Here is a 19,986-nt window from a genome sequence, read left to right as displayed (position 1 = left end):
GGCACGTCCCCTCTCCCCGTCAGAACGGGGAGAGGGTTAGGGTGAGGGGCAGCCTTTGGCGCGAATCGGTCGGTCATCATAACGACAGTACCTTCGCAATAAATTCCGCCCGCCCATCCGCCGAAGCTTCCAGCCGCAACCTCCCCTCCCATGGCTTTTCGCAGGCGTCGTCCTGTGGCAAGAAGGGTCATGACACTAGGCGCGGCACGGGAGGAAGATCGCCAGAGATGAAGGGAATTCGCCAGCTCGCCGAGCATCTCGACATTTCGATCGGCACCGTGTCGCGTGCGCTGAACGGCAAGCCCGACGTCAACGACGAAACGCGCCGGCGCGTGCTGGCGGCCGCCGAAGAGCTCGGTTACGTCGCCAATCAATCCGGCCGCAGCCTTCGCCAGGGCATGACCAATGTCATCGGGCTGATGCTCGAGGTCAGCCGTGAGACGGTGGAAAACAGCGACGACTTCTTCCTCGGCGTCACCGACGGGCTGCAGAGCGTCTTTTCCCGCCACAAGCTCGATCTGGTCATGCTGCCCTGCCCCGACGACGAGGATCCGCATGAATATCTGAAGCGCATGGTGGCGCGCCGCCTGGTCGACGCGCTGATCATCTCGGCGACCCGCCGCACCGACCGGCGCATCGAGCTCCTGGAAACGGCCCGCATCCCCTTCGTTGCACTCGGCCGCAGCGCATCGGGCGGCAGCTATACCTGGATGGACCTCGATTTCGAGGGCGTCGCGGCGCGCGGCGTCGACCGGCTCGTCGCCAAGGGCCACCGGCGGATCGCGGTGGCCGCCCCCTCCTCCGATATCAATCTCGGCTATATCTTCCTCGACAGTTACCGTCAGGCGCTGCAACGCCACGGCCTTGCCTTCGACCCGGCGCTGGTCATCCGCGTCAAGTCGAGCGAACAGGGGGGCTATCAGGCCGGCCACGAACTGCTGATGATCGAAGAGCGGCCGACCGCGATCATCCTGATCCATGAGCTGATGGCGATCGGGCTTTATCGCCGGCTGGCAGAGGCCGGCATCGTTCCCGGCCGCGATCTCGCCGTCGTCGGTTTCCGCGAGGAACCGCGTACGCATTTCCTGCAGCCGTCGCTGACCTCGTTCCGCATGTCGCTGCGCGATCTCGGCGCCCAGCTCGGCGAAACCCTGCTCGCCAGCATGCCGGCCTATGCCGAGCACTATCCGCAGGGCGCCCGCAACCGGATCTGGCCGCTGGAACTCGTTCCCGGCGAAAGCGACGCTTTCACGCTGACCGGCTGAAGCCCTCAGACCCGGCTCGGCGCCGCCGGAGGTTCCCGGCTCGACAGCTGACGCGTGACGAAGAAGACCAAGAGGGCGCCGGCGGCAAGGCAGGCGGCCAGGAAGAACATCGGCGCGATCGTGCTGCCGCTCTCATCCTTGATCCAGGGCACGACGTTCTGGGCGACGAAACCGCCGAGATTTCCGACCGAATTGATGGCGGCAAGGCCGGCGGCGGCACCCGCCCCTTTCAGGAAACGCGAGGGCAGGCTCCAGAACACCGGCTGCGGCGCGAAGATGCCGGCCGCGGCGAGGCACAGGAAGGCGAATTGCACGGCGTGGTTCGGGATCAGCGCCGAGAGCAGCAGGCAGGCGGCGCCGATGAAGGCCGGAATGACGATATAGGGCGTCTTCGACTGCGCCTTGTCGGCCATGGTGGGAACCGCATAGAGCGCCACCGCCACCAGCAGCCAGGGAATGATGTTGAGGAAACCGTTGACCGTGTTGCTGACGCCGAAGGCCTTGACGATGGTCGGCAGCCAGTAGCTCAGCCCGTAGGCCGACAGCGGAAAGGCGATATAGCAGAGCGCCATCAGCAGGACGCGCGGGTCGATGAGCGCCTTGAAACCATCTCCGGCATTTTCGCCCATGCCGGCATTTTCCGAAGCAAGCCGGCGTTCGAGCCAGTCCTTTTCCTCACCGCTCAGGAAGCTCGCATTCTCAGGCCGGCCGGGAAGATAGAAGAAGGTGACGATGCCGGCGAGGACGGCCGGAATGCCGGTCGCCAGGAACACCCATTCCCAGCCGGCAAAACCATAGAGACCATCGAGATCGAGCAGCACGCCGCCGAGCGGTGCGCCGACGGCATTGGCGATGGCGCTGAAGATCATGAACAGTCCGACCATCCTGCCGCGATAGGCTGAAGGAAACCACAGCGTCAGCAGATAGAGCACGCCGGGAAAGAAGCCGGCTTCGCAGACACCGAGCAGGAAGCGCAGAATATAGAACATCGTGGCGTTCTGCGTGAAGGCGAGCGCCACGGTGACGAGACCCCAGGAGACCAGGATGCGGGCGAACCAGACGCGGGCGCCGAGCCTGTCGAGGAACAGGTTGCTCGGCACCTCGAAGAGAAAATAGCCGATGAAGAACAGCGAAGCGCCGAGGCCGTAGGCATATTCGCTCATTCCGAGCGCATCGACCATCTGCAGCTTGGCAAAACTGACATTCTGCCGGTCGATATAGGCGATGAGGTAGAGGATGCCGAGAAACGGCATCAGCTTCCAGGTGATTTTCGAGATGAGCCGCTTCTCGTCGACCATGCGTCTTCTCCGGAATGACAATGCTTCGTCAGGCGTAGATAGCGCTACCCACCAATATTCAATTGCGCGAGGTATTTTCTCCGACAACGCAACCCTGATTGGTGGCCGCACCCGGAGGCGGATGCGGCCGCTCCTTGCTTATTCGGCAGCGGCGACGGCGGCGCGGCGGCCGATCGTTGCCTGGGTCAGCACGAAGGCTGCGAAGGCGCAGAGCGCGATGCCGGCGGCCATCGGAACGGCCGTGCCGTCGAAGAACAGGCTCGAGATCACCATGGCAACGGCGGCGATGACGAAATGCAGCGTGCCCATCAGCGACGAGGCGGTGCCGGCGATGGCGCCGTGATCCTCAAGGGCCAGCACGGCGCTCGTCGGGATGACGAGGCCGAGAAAGCCGTAGCCGATGAACAGGAAGCTCGCCATGACGGGCAGCTGGTTGAAGCCGGAGGCCATCACCACTGCCATGACGACCATCGCCAGCGCGAAGGCGCTGACGGCAATGCGCATGACGCGCACCAGGCCGAAACGCTCGCCGAGCCAGCCTGTCGCCTGCGACACCGCGAAGAAGGAAACGGCATTGATCGAGAAGGCGAAGCTGTATTGTGTCGGCGTCAGCCCGTAATGCTGGATCAGCACGAAGGGCGAGTTGGCGAGATAGACGAGGAAGCTCGAAATGCCGAGACCGCCGATGAAGGTCAGCGTCAGGAAGTTGCGATCGGCAAGCAGCAGCCGGTAGGCGCTCATGGCGCTCTTCAGGCCGCTGCCGCTGCGTTCCTTGGCGGGCCGGGTTTCCTCAAGCTGGGTGGCGAGCAGGACGAGGCCGATCAGGGCGGCAATAGTCACCGCCCAGAACACGCCGCGCCAGCCGTAGAACTCGATGACGGCGCTGCCGGTCAGCGGCGCCAGGATCGGCGAGATCGAGAAGACCAGCATCAGCAGCGACATCAGCCGCGCCGCCTGCACGCCGGTATGCATGTCGCGGACGATGGCGCGCGGGATGACCATGCCGGCGGCACCGCCGATGCCCTGGACGAAACGGAAGGCGATCAGCGTCTCGATGTCGGTCGAGAGCGCGCAGCCGATCGAGGCGACGGCGAAAACACCGATGCCGAGATAGAGCGGCAGCTTGCGGCCCCACATATCCGACAACGGGCCATAGACGAGCTGGGCGAGCGCAAAGGAGATGAAGAAGGCGAGAAGGGTCAGCTGGGTAACGTTGTTATCGGCATGCAGATCCTGGCCGATGGATGGCAGCGCAGGCAGATACATGTCGATGGCGAAAGGCCCGATGGCCGAGAGAAGGCCGAGAATGAGGGCAATGCGAAAGAAGGAAGCCGTCATAGGGTGATCTTTCGTGAAAGCGCGGGCGAAGGCGCCGAATCGTCGCTCCGCCGCATGGCTCTTAAGGGTTCGAATGATGATCGTTCGCGCGAAGACGAAGTTGGGAGCTCATATCTTCAGCGGGAAGCAAGCGTGTCAATAAATTTGGACACGGATGTAAAATTAGACGCCATTGTCTAAAACGTCAAGACGCCTTATCTTCGTCGTCATGAAAGATCGCATGACACCGGCAATCCGCATGGGAGGGCATACACAGCGCGGGCAATGCGCCAAGCGCATGTCGATCCTCGATGCCGCCGCCGACGTCTTCTGCCGCCAGGGTTTTGCCGGCGCCAGCATCGACGAGATCGCCGCCGTCGCCTGCGTCTCGCGCCAGACGATCTACAATCACTATCGTGAGAAGGAAACGCTCTTCGTCGCCGTCGTCGAGGACGTCATGAACCGCGCCAACGCCATGCTCTTCTCCGTGCTGTCGAGCTTCCCCGAGAATGCCGACAATCTGGAGGACGGGCTGACGGCCTTTGCCGTGCGTCTCAACAAGAACTGCATCTGCAATCACGACGGAAAATTCCTGCGCAAGCTGGTGCAGACCGAGGGTGAGCGCTATCCGCACCTGTTCGAAAGCTGGCGTCAGCAGGGCCCGGGCAAACTGACCACCGCCCTTTCCGCGCTTCTCGCGCGGCTCGCTCATACCGGCGCGCTCGTCATCGACGATTTCGACGTCGCCGCCCGGCAGTTCGTGGCGCTCGCCAATGCCGACCTGCAGATGATGACGCTGTTCGGAGGTACGCCAACCGATGAACAGCTTGAGAAGGCGGCGCGCAACGCCGTCCGCACCTTTCTCAAGGCCTATGGCAGGCCGGGAACCGATGGTGCCGGCCGGCCGCCGCAGCTTGCAGCCATAGCCGGCTGACCGGCGTATCGCTCAAGCCCTTGATGTTAAGCAAAGACCGTCATCTGTGAGGGCACAACTGCGAACATGCCGACGCGGCGCGCGGCAAGGTAATTCACCAGTTGCTGGACGACGGAGGGCATGACCGGCTTCTGCACCACCCCGACCGCGCCCTTGACGCCATCGGCGACGACCTCCGGATTGCCGGTCATGAAGACCACCGCAATGCCGTGCTCCTGCGCCAGCCGCCGGCCGATCTCGGGCCCGGTCGGGCCGTCGGCGAGATTGACGTCGACGAAGGCGATATCGGCAAGCGGCGCCAGCCGCAGCGCCTGTTCGCGATCGCTCGCAAGGCCTGCCACCTGCATGCCCATGCCTTCCACCGTCGCCCCGAGATCCAGGGCGATGAGGAATTCATCTTCGACGATCAATACTCTCTGTCTCATGAGATCATCTCGTTGCCAGCGCCGCACGACATTGGTGGCCATGATACGTCCCCTTGTTTACGCCATAACTCGAAAGAGGCATCCGCTCCGGCAGCTGTCCCTGCTCGAAACTCCTTGTCGTAACGGGCAACTTGGCGATATGTTCCGCGGTGGAACGCGATTTTCCTCAATTAAAGTATTGTTAACGTTGATAAATTCTTAACAAGAAGTCGGCGAAGCAAAAGATGGACTGAGCGCGCACTTCTGGATGAGGGCGCGATGACACGATATGACTATTCCGTAGGTTTGAAGATCGAGGATTCTGGTGAGAAGCAAATTCATCGTCCTGGCCATCGCGATCGTCAGCTTGTTCGCCTATACCAAATTGATGGCAAGGATCGGCTCGGGCTCACCGCCTCCGGAAGCCCCGCTCGCGCAACAGGCCGATCTCATCCGCGTTTATAAATCCGAGCGGCGCATGGTCCTTCTCAAAGGGGATGTTCCGATCTCGACCTACCGGATTTCCCTGGGGCAGGCTGCCGATGCGGGTCCCAAGCAACGGGAAGGCGACGAAAAAACGCCGGAAGGGCGTTATGAAATCGACTGGCGCAATCCCAAGTCGATGGCGCATCTCAGCCTGCATATTTCCTATCCAGGCCCTGAAGACCGGCGCAATGCCGAATCCAATGGCTTTCCGCCCGGCAGCAATATCATGATCCACGGGCTTCCGAACGGCTGGGGCCTGTTCCGGCAAGCCCATCGGCTGTGGGATTGGACGGATGGCTGCATTGCCGTCACCAACGCCGAAATGCAGGATATCTGGGCTCGCGTCCCCGATCACACCCCCATCGACATCCTGCCCTGACGGGTAATCAGCCCTTAGAGCCTTTCCTGACGAGGACCGGCTGGCTGCGATAGTCGGCGGGAAATAGCGACTTCAGATTCTCGATTTTCGGCAGGTCGTTATAGACGATATAGGGATAGGTTGGATTGAGCGTCAGGAAGTCCTGATGATAGCCCTCGGCCGGATAGAAGCCGGTGGCGTCGGACACTTTGGTGACGATCGGCTGGGCGAAGACATGCGCCTTGTCGAGCTGGCCGATATAGCGCTCGGCGATCTTGCGCTGCCCGGCATCGGTGACGAACAGCGCCGAGCGATACTGCGTGCCCTGATCCGGGCCCTGGAAATTCAGCTGCGTCGGGTTATGGGCCACCGAGAAGAAGATCTGCAGCAACCTGCCGTAGCTGACCTCTTTGGGATCGAATTTCACCTCGACGGATTCGGCATGACCTGTCGCACCGGTGCCGACGGTTTCGTACTGCGCCGTTTTCGCTTCACCGCCGGCATAACCGGAGACGGCGCTTGTGACGCCTTTGACATGCTGGAAGACGCCCTGCACACCCCAGAAACAGCCGCCGGCGAAAATGGCGGTCTCGGTGCCGGACCCGCCCGCTTCGTCGACATCAGGCGGCGGGATGACGACGGCATCTTCGGCAGCGCCGGCGGCACCCGCAGAGATTGAGAAAATAGTGACGGCCAGGAGTGCGGCGAGGCTCCTGCGGCGGCAAGACATGAACATGGGTGCTACCTCCAGCGATGGCCCAAATCCTTGCTCATCCTTGTGAAAGCCGCAAATCACAAGGCGATCACTCACGCCGATGTGACAGCCGGACGAAAGCTTCTGTACGAAGACGAAACAGCGCGCGAGTCGAGTTGACAATCTCGCGTAGAGTGACGAGAGTGCCGCCGGTCAGAGCCAGCATCGCCTGTATCCTTGGGGGGAATCTATGTCCGTGCGCTCGTTCTTTGCTTTCGCGACAATCGCATTTTTTTCCACGATCGCCGTCAGTTTTCCCGCAGCCGCTGCGGAGACCAAGCGCGACATCCAGACGATCAAGGACGCCGATTTCTTCGGCTTCGATCTTCGCACCGAGCAGAACGTCTCGCTCGATCAGTGCAAGACCTCCTGCATCGGCGACAAGAGCTGCAAGGCCTTCACGTACAATCCCAAGGTGAAATGGTGTTTCCTGAAATCCGATTTCAAGACGATGAACGCCTTCCCCGGCGCCATTGCCGGCAAGATCGTCGAAACCACCGCCCAGAAGGAACCGGATCTCGGCGCCGCGCCGCGCCTGACCTTCCTGACCAACGACCTGATCCAGCAGGCCCATGACTTCAAGGACAATCTCGAGCTGACCGACGACCAGCAGGGCCAAGGCGCCGACAGCCTGACCGCCAATGCCCGTCTGGATCTCACCGGCAACAATCTGGCCGACGCGCTCAAGTCCTTCCACGGCGCGCTGTCGATCACCCCTGACGACGCCGATCTCTGGCTCGAAACCGCCCGCGCCGCAGCTTCGCTCGGTACCGCCGAGAGCGGTACGAGCGGCCAAGCCGTGCTCGACGCGCTGAACGGCTACGAGCTGACGCGCACCAAGCCCAAGCGCGCCGAGGCGCTCGCCGTGCTGGCCGATGCCCTGGACCGAAACGCCAATTACCGCCCGGCGCTCTATGCCTACAAGGCAAGCCTGGCGCTGGTTGCCTCCGACGATGTGCAGGCGGCCTATCTGCAGCTGAAGGCAACGCAGGGCTTCCGCATCACCGAACACACGGTTGACGCCGACAGCGCCACGCCGCGCGCCTGCGTCACCTTCTCCGAGGCGCTCATCAAGACCACCGACTATACGCCTTTCGTGACGCTGAACGGCGCAGCCCCAAAGGCGCTCGAAACCAAGGACAAGCAGATCTGCGTCGAGGGACTGACGCATGGCGAAACCTACAAGATCGCCTTCCGCACCGGCCTGCCGTCATCCGTCGACGAGGCGCTCGAAGCGCCCGTCAGCATCGACGTCTATATCAAGGACCGCAGCCAGATGGTGCGCTTCACCGGCGACAGCTTCGTGCTGCCCTCGACGGCGCGCCGCGGCATCCCGCTCGTCTCGGTCAACCTGGCCTCTGCCAACCTCAAGCTCTACCGTATCGGCGACCGCGCCATCGCGCCGCTCCTGACCAATTCGCAGTTCCTCACCCAGCTCGACGGCTACAGCGCCCAGAACATCCAGGATCAGAACGGCGAGCTCGTCTGGCAGGGCTCGATCGACATCGCCAACGAGCTCAACAAGGACATCGTCACCAGCTTCCCGGTCGATGAGGCGCTGCCGGAGCGCAAGCCCGGCATCTACGTCATGACGGCAACGGCGCCGAACGGCCCGGCGCAGGAGTGGGATTCGCAGGCGACGCAATGGTTCCTGGTCTCCGATATCGGCGTCACCACCTATGCCGGCACCGACGGGCTCAATGTCTTTACCCGTTCGCTCGCCTCGGCCAAGCTGATCGCGGGCGTCGAGCTGCAGCTGCTGGCCAAGAACAATGAAGTGCTCGGCACCGCGACCACAGACGAAAACGGCCGCGCCACCTTCACCGCCGGCCTGATCCGCGGCACGGCGGCGCTGACGCCCGCCGTCATCACCGCCAGGAACGGCACCTCGGACTACGTTTTCCTCGACATGACACGAGCCGGCTTCGACCTCTCCGACCGCGGCGTCACCGGCCGTGCCGCACCCGGCGCGATCGACGTCCTGACCTTCACCGAACGCGGCATCTACCGCGCCGGCGAAACGGTGCATGCGCAGGCGCTTGCCCGCGACACCGACGGCAACGCCATCGAGAACCTGCCGCTCACCTTTATCTTCAGCCGTCCCGATGGCGTCGAAGACCGGCGGATCGTCAGCCAGACCAGCAATCTCGGCGGTTATTCCGTCGATTTCGCCACCCAGGAAAACGCCATGCGCGGCACCTGGACGATGAACATCTATACCGATCCCAAGGGCAGCGCGATCGCCAGCAAGAGCTTCCTGGTCGACGATTTCGTGCCGGATCGCACCGACATGGAAATCAAGACCGAGGCCAAGGAAATCGGCCCGGATACGCCGGCGCATATCACCATTTCCGGCAAGTATCTCTATGGCGCTCCGGCGGTCGGCCTGACGCTTGAAGGCGACGTCGTCGTCAAGCCGACGCGTGAGAGCGCCGCCTATAAGGGCTTCCTGTTCGGGCTCGCCGACGAAGAAGCGAACGAAGATTCCCGCCTGCCGATCGACGGTCTGCCGGAACTCGACGAGAACGGCGAAGCTACGACCGATCTGACCGTCGGCGACCTGCCGGCAACGACACAGCTGCTCAATGCCACCGTCTATGTGAGAATGCAGGAAGCGGGCGGCCGCGCCATCGAGCGCTCGCTGGTGCTTCCGGTGAAGAGCGACCGCGCCGCGATCGGCATCAAGCCGGAATTTTCCGACGAGCTGCCGGAGAACTCGATCGCCAACCTCACGGTGATCGGCGTCGATGCCAACGGACAGAAGCAGGAGACCAAGGGCCTGCGCTGGAAATTCTACAGCCTCAACCGCGAGTACCAATGGTATCGCGAGGGAACGGCGTGGAAATACGAGCCGGTCTATACCGCCGAGCAGGTTGCCAACGGCAGCGTCGACGCCACGATGGACGGCGGCAAGATCTCCGTGCCGGTGAAATGGGGCCGCTATCGCCTCGAAGTGGAAAGCCCGGATGCCGACGGCCCGACCTCCAGCGTCGAATTCGACGCCGGCTGGTTCGTCACCTCGACCTCGACCGAAACACCTGATGGCCTTGAGATCGCCCTCGACAAGGACAGCTACAAGATCGGCGACACCGCCAAGCTGAAGGTCACCTCGCGCTACGGCGGCGAGCTGATGGTGACATCAGGAACCGAAAAGCTCGTCGCCGTGCAGAATGCCGCGATCGGCGAGACCGGCGGCGAGGTCGAAATCCCCGTCACCGCGGACTGGGGCGCCGGTGCCTATGTGACCGCGACACTCTTCCGCCCCGGCGACGCGCAGGACAGCCACATGCCGATGCGCTCGATCGGCATCAAATGGCTGAAGGTCGATCCCGAACAGCGTGCACTGCAGGTCAAGCTCGACACGCCGGAAAAGATGCTGCCGCGCGGACCGTTGAATATCGGCCTGCAGGTGGCGGGTGCCGGCGCCAATGAGGATGCCTATGTCACGGTAGCCGCCGTCGATGTCGGCATTCTCAACCTGACGCGCTACGAACCGCCGAACCCGGAGGACTGGTATTTCGGCCAGCGGCAGCTCGGCCTTGAAATCCGCGACCTCTACGGCCGGCTGATCGACGGCTCGCTGGGTGCGACCGGCAAGCTCCGGACCGGCGGCGACGGCGGTGCTGTGGCGCTGCAGTCAAGCCCGCCGACGCAGAAGCTCGTCGCCTTCTTCTCCGGGCCGGTGAAGCTCGACGCCGAAGGCAAGGCCAACGTCTCCTTCGACATTCCGCAATTCAACGGCACGGCGCGCGTCATGGCTGTGGCATGGTCGAAGACCGGTGTCGGCCACGGCGTCAAGGATGTCATCATCCGCGATCCGGTCGTCGTCACCGCCAGCCTGCCGAAATTCCTCGCCCCCGGCGACAAGGCCAATCTGCGCCTCGACATCGCCAACACCGATGCGCCGGCCGGCGATTACAAGCTGCAGCTGACCGGCAATGACGCGGTCGGAATCGAACAAGCCTCCGCCGCGCAGACGATCCGCCTCGAAGCCGGAGCGAAATCCGAGCTGACGCTCTCGCTCATCGGCAAACAGCCGGGCGCCGGCAGCGTCTCGATCAACCTCTCGGATGCTTCCGGCCTGTCGCTCGACCAGAGCGTCGACGTGCCGGTGCGCCCGTCATCCCTGCCGATCACCGAACGCAGGGTGCTGGCGCTGAAGCCCGGGGCCAAGCTCACCGTCGACAAGAACCTGCTGGCCGACAGCGTGCTGCCCGGCGCTTCGATCAGCGTCAACGTCACCCGTTCCGCCGCCTTCGACATTCCGGCGCTGCTGATGACGCTCGACCGCTATCCCTTCGGTTGCGCCGAGCAGACCACCAGCCGGGCGCTGCCGCTGCTCTACCTCGCCGAAGTGGCGAAGCAGGCCGGCATCGCAAACGACGACGACGTGCACAAGCGCGTGCAGGATGCGATCTACCGCGTGCTCTCCTACCAGGCCTCGGCCGGCAGCTTCGGCCTCTGGGGACCGGATTCGGGCGACGTCTGGCTGGATTCCTACGTCACCGATTTCCTGACGCGGGCGCGCGAAATGAAATACGACGTCCCGGAAAGGGCCTTCGTGCAGGCGCTCGAAAACCTGCAGAACACGCTCTCCTACACCACCGACATCAAGGGCCAGGGCGACCAGATCGCCTATGCCATCTATGTGCTTGCCCGCAACAAGAAGGCGGCGATCAGCGATCTGCGTTATTATGCCGATACGATGATCAACGACTTCCCGACGCCGCTTGCCAAGGCGCATATCGCCGCAGCACTGGCGCTCTACGGCGATGCCCAGCGTTCGAAGAACCTTTTCCTCGACGCCCTGCAGATGTCGCAGCAATCGATGGTGTCGCGGGTGAACCTGTCGCGCACCGATTACGGCACGATCCTGCGCGATGGCGCGGCGATCCTGGCGCTCGCCGCCGAAAGCCGGCCGGTGCCACCCGTCGTCCCCGATCTCGCCAAGGCCGTCGCCAAGGAATGGGGCCGTAGCAAATACAAGAGCACCCAGGAAGAAGCCTGGATGCTGCTTGCCGCCCGCGCCATCCAGGGCGGCGATGACGGGTTGAAGGTCGATGTCAACGGCGCGGCCCACACCGGCGCCTATATGGCCCGCATGACCGGCGATGCGCTCGCCGACCATCCGCTGACGCTGACCAACCAGACGAACGACGCGGTCTCGGCCATTGTCACCACCGTTGCCGCCCCGACCGTGCCGCTGCCGGCCGGCGGCGACGGCTTCCTCATCGAGCGCAGCTATTACACGCTCGACGGCGAAGAGGCGAATGTCAGCGAAGCCAAGCAGAACGAACGCTACGTCGTCGTCATCCATGTGCGCGAAAGCAACGACTGGCCGTCGCGCATCGTCATCACCGACCTGCTGCCGGCCGGTTTCGAGATCGACAATCCGAACCTCGTCGACAGCGCCCAGATGACGAATTTCGACTGGATCGGCGAGATCTCCACCGCCCATACCGAATTCCGCTACGATCGCTTCGTCGCCGCCTTCAACCGCGCGGCGGACGATAACCGCGAATTCAACGTCGCCTATGTCGTGCGCGCCGTCACTCCCGGCACCTACGATCATCCGGCCGCAAGCGTCGAGGACATGTACCGTCCGGAGCTCTCGGCCCGCACCGCGACCGGCAAGATGGAGGTCGTGGCGGCACAACAATGAGGCTGTGGCGCAAGTTTGCGATCGGGTCCGCCGCCGGCATCCTTCTTGCCGGCGCAGGTCTCCTCGCGCTCGATGCCGCCGACAAGGCCTTTCCGCCGCCGCTCGACAAAGCGGATGTGGTCTCCGCCGAGGTGCTCGATGCCGATGGACAATTGCTGCGCGCCTTTGCGACTTCGGAAGGGCGCTGGCGGCTGAAGACCACGGTTGCCGACGTCGATCCGCAATTCCTGCGCATGCTGATCGCTTATGAGGATCAGCGTTTCTACGATCACGGCGGCGTCGATGCCTGGGCGCTCGGGCGGGCCGCCACGCAATTCCTCCGCAACGGCCGCATCGTTTCCGGTGCGTCGACGCTGTCGATGCAGGTGGCGCGGCTGATCGAGCCGCGCGCCGGACGTTCGCTCTCGGCAAAACTTTTGCAGCTGGCGCGTGCCGTGCAGATCGAGCGGCGGCTGTCGAAGGAGCAGATCCTCGACCTTTATCTCACCCATGCGCCCTATGGCGGCAATCTGGAAGGCGTGCGCGCCGCAAGCCTTGCCTATTTCGGCAAGGAGCCGCGCCGCCTGACCGTCGCTGAAGCTGCCCTGCTCGTCGCTCTGCCGCAGCTGCCGGAACGGCGCCGGCCGGACCGCAATCTCCACGCGGCGCAAGAGGCGCGCAAACGCGTGCTCGATCGGGCCGCGGTGGCCGAGGCCATCGGCGACGGCGAGGCGGAGCGGGCCGAGGCTGCCGCTGTCCCGATGCGGCGCATGCAATTGCCGGCATTGGCCGCCCATGTGGCTGAAGCCGCACTGCGCAAGGAGCCTGATGTCCTCAGGCACCAGACGACCTTGAAGAAGCAGGTGCAGCAGGGGCTGGAAGCGGTCGCCCGGGCCGCGGCGATGAAACTCGGGCCGAAGCTGTCGCTTGCCATGGTGATGGCCGATGCGCAGACCGGCGCGATTATCGGCGAGGTCGGCTCGGCCGATTATTTCGACGCCAGCCGCTCCGGCTGGATCGATATGACGCGCGTCAACCGCTCGCCGGGCTCGACACTGAAGCCCTTCATCTACGGGCTCGCCTTCGAACAGGGTCTCGTCTCCCAGGAGACGATCATCGAGGACCGGCCGGCCGATTTCTTCGGTTACCGGCCGCGCAATTTCGATATGAGCTATCAGGGCGACGTCACCGTGCGCGAGGCCTTGCAGCTATCGCTGAACGTGCCGGCGGTCAAACTGCTTGACGCCGTCGGGCCGTCGCGGCTGCTGGTGCGCTTCCGCCGCGCCGAAGTGCGCCCGGCTTTGCCGCCGAACGAAACGCCGGGGCTGGCGATCGGTCTCGGCGGCGTCGGCATCACGCTCAAGGATCTGGTGCAGCTTTATACGGCGCTTGCCAATCGCGGCCAGCCGGCAAGGCTCGGCGACGGCATCACCGGCACACCTGATAGGCTCGACGGCGAACCGCTGCTGGAGCCGGTCGCGGTCTGGAACATCGCCGATATTCTCTCCGGCGTCATTCCTCCCGCCGGCGCGCCGCAGCGCGGCATCGCCTACAAGACCGGCACCAGCTACGGCTATCGCGACGCCTGGTCGGTCGGCTATGACGGGCGCTATGTGCTCGGCGTCTGGGTCGGACGGCCCGATAACAGCGCCGTGCCGGGTTTGACCGGCTATGGCACCGCCGCCCCCATCCTGTTCGAAGGTTTCGCCAAATCCGGCATATCAATGACCCCGCTGCCCCGCCCGCCGGCCGGCGCCGTGCGCATTGCCCAGTCCGAGCTGCCGATCAGCCAGCGACGTTTTGCGCTGAATGCCAGCGGCCTGCTCGTCGCCTCCGGCCGCGAACCCGCGCCTCAGATTGTCTATCCGCCCGAGGGCGCCCATATCGATCTCGGCGCCGGCGCCGGCGACCTGTCGCCGCTGATGCTGAAGCTGCAGGGCGGCCGCGCGCCGTTCCGCTGGCTTGCCAACGGCAGGCCGTTGCCCGACCTCTCCCGCCGACGCACCCAGCAATGGCTGCCCGACGGCGGCGGCTACTCGAAACTGACCGTTATCGACTCGGCCGGGCGCGCCGCAAGCGTGGGCGTTTTCATCGACTAGCGCATCGTGCTTTCCGAAAATCGGAATCGATTTTCGGAAAGCACGATGCGTAGATTCAAAAATGTACAGCGTCCTTTGCGCATCTGAAAAGACGCGCGGCGCTGTAAGGGAACCAAAACCCCGACACAACCGTTGGAAAGGGTCTCCCTCCAACGTCAGACGGCCTCATGACCCTTCCGACCGCGACCTACCGGATACAATTCCGCAATGGCATGACCTTCGATCGCGCCTGCGGCCTCGTTCCCTATCTCAAGACGCTCGGCATCAGCCACCTCTACACCTCTCCGATCTTCACCGCCGCCAGCGGCTCGACCCACGGCTATGACGTCATCGACGCCAATGAGATCGACCCGGCGCTCGGCGGCCGGGCGGGGTTCGAGCGGCTGACGGAAAGCCTGGCTGCGGCGGGCATGGGACTGATTTTGGACATCGTCCCGAACCACATGGCCGCCTCGCCGGAAAATGTCTGGTGGCGCAACGTGCTGGCATTCGGCCGGCAGAGCGCCTATGCCGGCCACTTCGACATCGACTGGAGCGAGCCTCTGACCCTGCCGCAGCTCGGCCAGGATTTCGAGCGGGCGCTGGCCAATGGCGAGCTGCGCATCACCCTCGACGAAACGCATGGCAACTTCGCCTTCGGCTATTTCGAGACGCTGCTGCCGCTCAACCCCAGCAGTTACGGCGCGATCGCAAACCGGCTCGACGATCCGGTGGCAACGAGAATGGCGGAGGCTGCAGCCGCCACCTCAGGCGAGGACTTTGCCCGCGCCATGCGCGACATCCTCTTCGAAGGCGGTGACCGCGCCGTGCTCCGGCAAAAGCTCGAGGATATCTCAGCCGATCGCGATTTCCTCAAAAGCCTGCATGAGGGGCAGCATTGGCGGCTTACCCATTGGAAGGAGGCGGCACGGCATCTGAGCTATCGCCGTTTTTTCGAGGTGACCGGGCTTGTGGGAACCCGCGTCGAAAACCCCTCCGTGTTCGAAGACATGCACCGGCTGACGATCGAGCTGGTGCGCCATGGCAAGGTGCAGGGCCTGCGCATCGACCATGTCGATGGGTTAGCCGAACCCAAGGCCTATCTCGACCGGCTGAGGGACGCGGTTGGGCCGGACAGCTATATCGTCGTGGAAAAGATCCTCGGACCCGGCGAAGTGCTGCCGGAGAGCTGGCCGGTCGCGGGTACCACGGGATATGAGTTCATCGCGGCGCTGAGCGAACTCTTCATCGACGGCGGCGGTCTGCGCAGATTGGACGATGCCTATCGCAGCCTTGCCGGCGAGACGGGCGATCTCGAGGAAGGCCGGCGGCTTGCCAAGCGGCTGATGGTCGAGCGCAATTTCGCCGGCGAAACCGGCCGGCTGGTGTCGATCGCCGCGGGCATCTTTCCCGAGATAAACAGAGACGAGATCGCCACGGCGCTGAGCGAACTGCTGATCGCCTTCCCCGTCTACCGCACCTATGGCGATGGCGGTCCGCTCGCGTGGCAGGATTCAGCTGTCCTTGCCGCGACCGCATCGCAAGCCATGGCCCGGCTCGATGATCGGCGTGGGCTCGACCATGTGCTGAAGCTTCTCGAAGGCAAGGTCGAGGGGGATGCCGCCCATGAGTTCCGTATCCGCTTCCAGCAACTGAGCGGGCCTGTGATGGCGAAGGCGACGGAGGACACGCTGTTCTACCGCTACAACAGGCTGCTTGCGGCAAACGAAGTCGGTGGCGAACCGGGCAAGACGCCGGACGGCCCGGAGGGATTCCATCGCCGCATGGCCGAGCGGGCGCGGCTGCAGCCGCATGGGCTTTCGGCCAGCGCCACCCACGACACCAAACGTGGCGAGGATGCGCGCGCCAGGCTCTACGCCTTAAGCGAGGGCGCGGATGTTTTCGTGCAGGCGGTGGCACGCTGGCGTGAGATGAACCGGTCCTGGCTGACGGACCTGCCGAATGGTGCGGCACCGGAGCCGAATGTCGAATGGATGCTTTACCAGGCTCTGGCCGGCGTCTGGCCGGAGGATTTCGATAGGGCGCAGACGGAAGGCCTTCGCGCGCGCTTCACCGATTACGCGGTCAAGGCGGTGCGCGAGGCTAAACTCCACACCGGCTGGATCGAACAGGATGCCGCTTACGAAGAAGCGGTGACGGCCTATGCGGCGGCGCTGGTTCCACCCGAAAACGATGCCTTCCTCGAGGATTTCGAAAGGGTGCTGCAGCCCTTCATCGCGGCGGGTTACCTCAACAGCCTGTCGCAGACGCTGCTCAAGCTGACGGCGCCCGGCATTCCCGACATCTACCAGGGCTCCGAGGGTTTCGATTTCAGCCTCGTCGATCCCGATAACCGCCGGCCGATCGATCATGCGCTGCTGGCCGCCTGGCTTGATGACGCCGGGCCGATCGCCAAGCTTCAGGCGGCAGCATTGAAGCAGCGCATCATCGCGATCAGCCTGCAGCTGCGCCAGCGGCAACCCGCGCTCTTTGCCAGAGGCGACTATCTGCCGCTGAAGGTGACCGGCGGCCGGCGCGAGCACGTGCTGGCTTTTGCCCGGGTGCACAAGGATAATTTCGCTATCGTCGCCGCACCCCGGCTGATGTTCGGCTGGCTCGATCCGGGCGTGCTCTTTGCCGGCCCGGAATTCTGGGAGGATACGGCGATCGCCGTCCCCTCCCCTCTTCACGGGCTGAAAGCGGACCTGGTGACCGGAAAGACGATCGAACCCGGCGGCAGCATTGCTGTCGCCGCCCTGCTCGGCAGTCAGCCGGTCGGGCTGATCAGCCCGATCTGAGGATTGGGCTAGACAACAAGGCTTCGAAAAATCTGCCTCGTCAAAATTGGCACTTGACCTTCCAGTTGCTGGAAGGTGGATAAGTCTCTCCAACTGCCCCTGGGGCATAGGAGACAGTCATGAATATCAAACACGATCACGATCATCATCACGGCCACGCCCATGCCGGCGATCACAGCTGCTGCGGCCATGGCGGGGAAAAGACTGCCGACGTCATAACCCGTGATCCGGTCTGCGGCATGATTGTCGATCCAGAGGCCGGCAAGCCTTCGCTCGATCATGCCGGCCGCCTCTATCATTTCTGCTCGGAAGGCTGCCGGACGAAGTTTACCGCCGCGCCGCAGGAGTACCTGACCGCGAAGGATCCGGTCTGCGGCATGACCGTCGATCGCTCGACGGCGAAACATTTTCTGAAAGTCGAGGGCGAGAAATTCTACTTCTGCTCGGCCGCTTGCAAGACAAAGTTCGAAGCCGATCCCGCAGCGTATCGCGACGGCAAACGCCCGGCGGCAAAACCGGTGCCGAAGGGTACGCTCTATACCTGCCCGATGCATCCGGAGGTCGTCAGCGACCGGCCTGGCGACTGCCCGAAATGCGGCATGGCGCTCGAGCCGATGGGCATTCCGTCTGATGACGAAGGCCCGAACCCCGAACTTGTCGATTTCACCCGACGGCTTTGGGTCAGCGCCATCCTGGCTCTGCCGCTGCTCGCCCTCGGCATGGGGCCGATGCTCGGCCTGCCGCTTAGGGAAATGATCGGCGAGCCGCAGGCGACCTATCTCGAACTGCTGCTGGCAACGCCTGTTGTGCTGTGGGCGGCCCTGCCATTTTTCCGGCGCGCCTGGGCGTCCCTCGTCAACCGCAGCCCGAATATGTGGACGCTGATCGGTCTCGGCGTCGGCACCGCCTATGTCTACAGCCTCGTCGCCACGCTGGCGCCCGGCATCTTCCCGATGAGTTTCCGCGGCCATGGTGCTGGTGTGCCGGTCTATTTCGAGGCGGCCGCCGTTATCGTCGCCCTCGTCTTCGTCGGCCAGGTGCTGGAACTGAAAGCACGCGAACGTACCGGCTCGGCTATCCGCGCTCTGCTCGATCTCGCGCCGAAGACGGCGCGGCGCATCGATGCCGATGGCAGCGAGCTAGATGTGCCGGTGGACGAGATCCAGGCCGGCGACCGGCTGCGTGTGCGCCCCGGCGAGCGCGTTCCGGTGGACGGTTCTGTCCTCGAGGGCCAGTCGACCGTCGACGAATCGATGATATCGGGCGAGCCCTTGCCGGTGGAGAAATCGAAGGGCGACGCACTGACCGGCGGCACGATCAACAAGAACGGCTCCCTCGTCATGTCGGCCGAGAAGGTCGGCGCCGACACGGTGCTGTCGCGCATCGTCGAGATGGTCGCCAAGGCGCAGCGCTCACGCGCGCCGATCCAGGGCGCGGTCGACCGGGTGTCGGCCTTCTTCGTGCCGGCGGTCGTCGCCGCGGCCATCCTTGCCTTTATCGTCTGGGCGGCGGTCGGCCCGGAACCGAGCCTTGCCAATGCGCTGCTTGCCGCCGTCGCCGTTCTGATCATCGCCTGCCCCTGCGCGCTCGGTCTTGCCACGCCGATGTCGATCATGATCGCAACCGGGCGCGGGGCTGGCGAAGGCGTGCTGATCAAGGACGCCGAAGCGCTGGAGCGTTTTTCCAAGGTCGATACGCTGATCGTCGACAAAACAGGCACGCTGACCGAGGGCAAGCCGAAGCTCACCGACGTCGTCGCCTTCGGTGGAACCGAAGAAAACCGGCTGCTGTCGCTGGCGGCAAGCCTGGAGCGCGGTTCCGAACATCCGCTGGCCGACGCGATCGTGTCCGGCGCCGAAGAGCGCGGCGTCGCCTTCGTCGAGGTCACCGGCTTCGAGGCCAAGACCGGCAAGGGCGTTCAGGGCCTTGCCGGCGCCACGATGGTGGCGCTCGGCAATGCGGCGATGCTTGCCGATCTCGGCATCGATCATTCGGCGCTTGCCGAGAAGACCGAGGCCCTGCGCGGTGAGGGCAAGACGGTGATGTTCGTCGTATTCGACGGCGCGCTTGCCGGTCTCGTCGCCGTTGCCGACCGGATCAAGCCGACGACCGCCGCGGCCATCAAGGCGCTACATGACAGCGGCCTGAAGATCATCATGGCGACGGGCGACAACGAGCGCACGGCGCGTGCGGTGGCAAAAAGCCTGGGGATCGACGAAGTCCGCGCCGATATGCTGCCGGAGGGCAAAAGCGCGCTGATCGAGGAACTGCGCGCCAAGGGCGCCGTCATCGCCATGGCCGGAGACGGCGTCAACGATGCGCCGGCGCTCGCGGCCGCCGATGTCGGCATCGCCATGGGCACCGGCGCCGACGTTGCAATGGAAAGCGCCGGCATCACCCTGGTGAAGGGCGATCTCACCGGCGTTGTCAGGGCGCGGCGGCTGGCGGAGGCGACGATGCGCAACATCCGCCAGAATCTCGGCTTCGCCTTCGGCTATAATGCGCTCGGCGTGCCGGTCGCAGCCGGCGTGCTCTATCCGATCTTCGGGCTGCTGCTGTCGCCGATGATCGCGGCGGCGGCGATGAGCCTCTCGTCCGTCTCGGTGATTTCAAATGCGCTGAGACTGCGCTTTGCAAAATTATAGGAGGTGAC

General features: G+C 64.0%; 11 protein-coding genes. 7 read left to right on the top strand and 4 right to left on the bottom strand.

Annotation, left to right across the window (positions count from 1 at the left end; translation table 11 throughout):
• Positions 1 to 227: 227 nt before the first annotated feature.
• On the top strand, positions 228 to 1,265 hold the full coding sequence (locus tag AF337_RS38965; RefSeq protein ID WP_049736345.1) for a LacI family DNA-binding transcriptional regulator: 1,038 nt from the start codon (positions 228 to 230) through the stop codon (positions 1,263 to 1,265).
• Positions 1,266 to 1,270: 5 nt separating this feature from the next.
• On the opposite strand, the gene AF337_RS38960 is transcribed toward AF337_RS38965, so the two are convergent.
• Both AF337_RS38960 and AF337_RS38955 read right to left on the bottom strand, forming a co-directional pair.
• A complete protein-coding gene (locus AF337_RS38960) occupies positions 1,271 to 2,563 on the bottom strand; it encodes an MFS transporter (protein WP_049736344.1) in 1,293 nt (430 codons plus the stop codon).
• A gap of 138 nt (positions 2,564 to 2,701) precedes the next feature.
• Positions 2,702 to 3,901 (bottom strand): multidrug effflux MFS transporter, encoded by a 1,200-nt coding sequence (locus tag AF337_RS38955; protein WP_049736343.1) that lies wholly within the window; start codon positions 3,899 to 3,901, stop codon positions 2,702 to 2,704.
• 172 nt (positions 3,902 to 4,073) lie between these two features.
• On the opposite strand from AF337_RS38955, the gene AF337_RS38950 reads away from it, so the two are divergent.
• Complete coding sequence (locus tag AF337_RS38950) at positions 4,074 to 4,814, top strand: TetR/AcrR family transcriptional regulator (RefSeq protein ID WP_063844359.1); 741 nt, start codon at positions 4,074 to 4,076, stop codon at positions 4,812 to 4,814.
• Between the two features lie 26 nt (positions 4,815 to 4,840).
• Here AF337_RS38950 and AF337_RS38945 read toward each other — a convergent pair whose 3' ends face one another.
• Positions 4,841 to 5,281, bottom strand: coding sequence for a response regulator (locus tag AF337_RS38945; protein WP_049736342.1), 441 nt, complete (start codon positions 5,279 to 5,281; stop codon positions 4,841 to 4,843).
• A 262-nt stretch (positions 5,282 to 5,543) separates the two neighbouring features.
• Here AF337_RS38945 and AF337_RS38940 point away from each other — a divergent pair, with 262 nt between their 5' ends.
• Complete coding sequence (locus tag AF337_RS38940) at positions 5,544 to 6,083, top strand: L,D-transpeptidase family protein (protein WP_049736341.1); 540 nt, start codon at positions 5,544 to 5,546, stop codon at positions 6,081 to 6,083.
• Between the two features lie 7 nt (positions 6,084 to 6,090).
• Here the strand turns inward: AF337_RS38940 and msrA are convergent, their stop codons facing one another.
• On the bottom strand, positions 6,091 to 6,798 hold the full coding sequence (gene msrA, locus AF337_RS38935) for a peptide-methionine (S)-S-oxide reductase MsrA (protein WP_049736340.1): 708 nt from the start codon (positions 6,796 to 6,798) through the stop codon (positions 6,091 to 6,093).
• Between the two features lie 208 nt (positions 6,799 to 7,006).
• Here msrA and AF337_RS38930 point away from each other — a divergent pair, with 208 nt between their 5' ends.
• The 4 genes from AF337_RS38930 to AF337_RS38915 all read left to right on the top strand — a co-directional run bounded on the left by AF337_RS38930 (position 7,007) and on the right by AF337_RS38915 (position 19,978).
• On the top strand, positions 7,007 to 12,478 hold the full coding sequence (locus tag AF337_RS38930; RefSeq protein ID WP_049736339.1) for an alpha-2-macroglobulin family protein: 5,472 nt from the start codon (positions 7,007 to 7,009) through the stop codon (positions 12,476 to 12,478).
• Positions 12,475 to 14,556: a penicillin-binding protein 1C gene (pbpC, locus tag AF337_RS38925; RefSeq protein ID WP_049736338.1), complete on the top strand. Its 2,082-nt coding sequence runs from the start codon at positions 12,475 to 12,477 to the stop codon at positions 14,554 to 14,556. Before AF337_RS38930 ends, pbpC begins: the two co-directional genes overlap by 4 nt.
• 167 nt (positions 14,557 to 14,723) lie before the next feature.
• Positions 14,724 to 17,333 carry a malto-oligosyltrehalose synthase gene (gene treY / locus AF337_RS38920; RefSeq protein WP_049736337.1) on the top strand — a complete coding sequence of 870 codons (2,610 nt, stop codon included), beginning with the start codon at positions 14,724 to 14,726 and terminating at the stop codon, positions 17,331 to 17,333.
• A 119-nt stretch (positions 17,334 to 17,452) separates the two neighbouring features.
• Positions 17,453 to 19,978, top strand: coding sequence for a heavy metal translocating P-type ATPase (locus AF337_RS38915; protein WP_049736336.1), 2,526 nt, complete (start codon positions 17,453 to 17,455; stop codon positions 19,976 to 19,978).
• The last annotated feature ends 8 nt before the right edge of the window (positions 19,979 to 19,986 follow it).

This window comes from Rhizobium ecuadorense, from assembly GCF_001187535.1.
GTDB lineage: Bacteria > Pseudomonadota > Alphaproteobacteria > Rhizobiales > Rhizobiaceae > Rhizobium > Rhizobium ecuadorense.
The sequence above is the reverse complement of the archived record's forward strand: the minus strand, read 5'-3'. Positions and strand labels throughout refer to the sequence as shown.

Excerpts from the sequence above, each read along its gene's own strand:
- AF337_RS38965 (WP_049736345.1), top strand. The coding sequence starts at position 228 with ATGAAGGGAATTCGCCAGCTCGCCGAGCATCTCGACATTTCGATCGGC.
- AF337_RS38960 (WP_049736344.1), bottom strand. The coding sequence starts at position 2,563 with ATGGTCGACGAGAAGCGGCTCATCTCGAAAATCACCTGGAAGCTGATG.
- AF337_RS38955 (WP_049736343.1), bottom strand. The coding sequence starts at position 3,901 with ATGACGGCTTCCTTCTTTCGCATTGCCCTCATTCTCGGCCTTCTCTCG.
- AF337_RS38945 (WP_049736342.1), bottom strand. The coding sequence starts at position 5,281 with ATGGCCACCAATGTCGTGCGGCGCTGGCAACGAGATGATCTCATGAGA.
- msrA (WP_049736340.1), bottom strand. The coding sequence starts at position 6,798 with ATGTTCATGTCTTGCCGCCGCAGGAGCCTCGCCGCACTCCTGGCCGTC.
- AF337_RS38930 (WP_049736339.1), top strand. The coding sequence starts at position 7,007 with ATGTCCGTGCGCTCGTTCTTTGCTTTCGCGACAATCGCATTTTTTTCC.
- pbpC (WP_049736338.1), top strand. The coding sequence starts at position 12,475 with ATGAGGCTGTGGCGCAAGTTTGCGATCGGGTCCGCCGCCGGCATCCTT.
- treY (WP_049736337.1), top strand. The coding sequence starts at position 14,724 with ATGACCCTTCCGACCGCGACCTACCGGATACAATTCCGCAATGGCATG.
- AF337_RS38915 (WP_049736336.1), top strand. The coding sequence starts at position 17,453 with ATGAATATCAAACACGATCACGATCATCATCACGGCCACGCCCATGCC.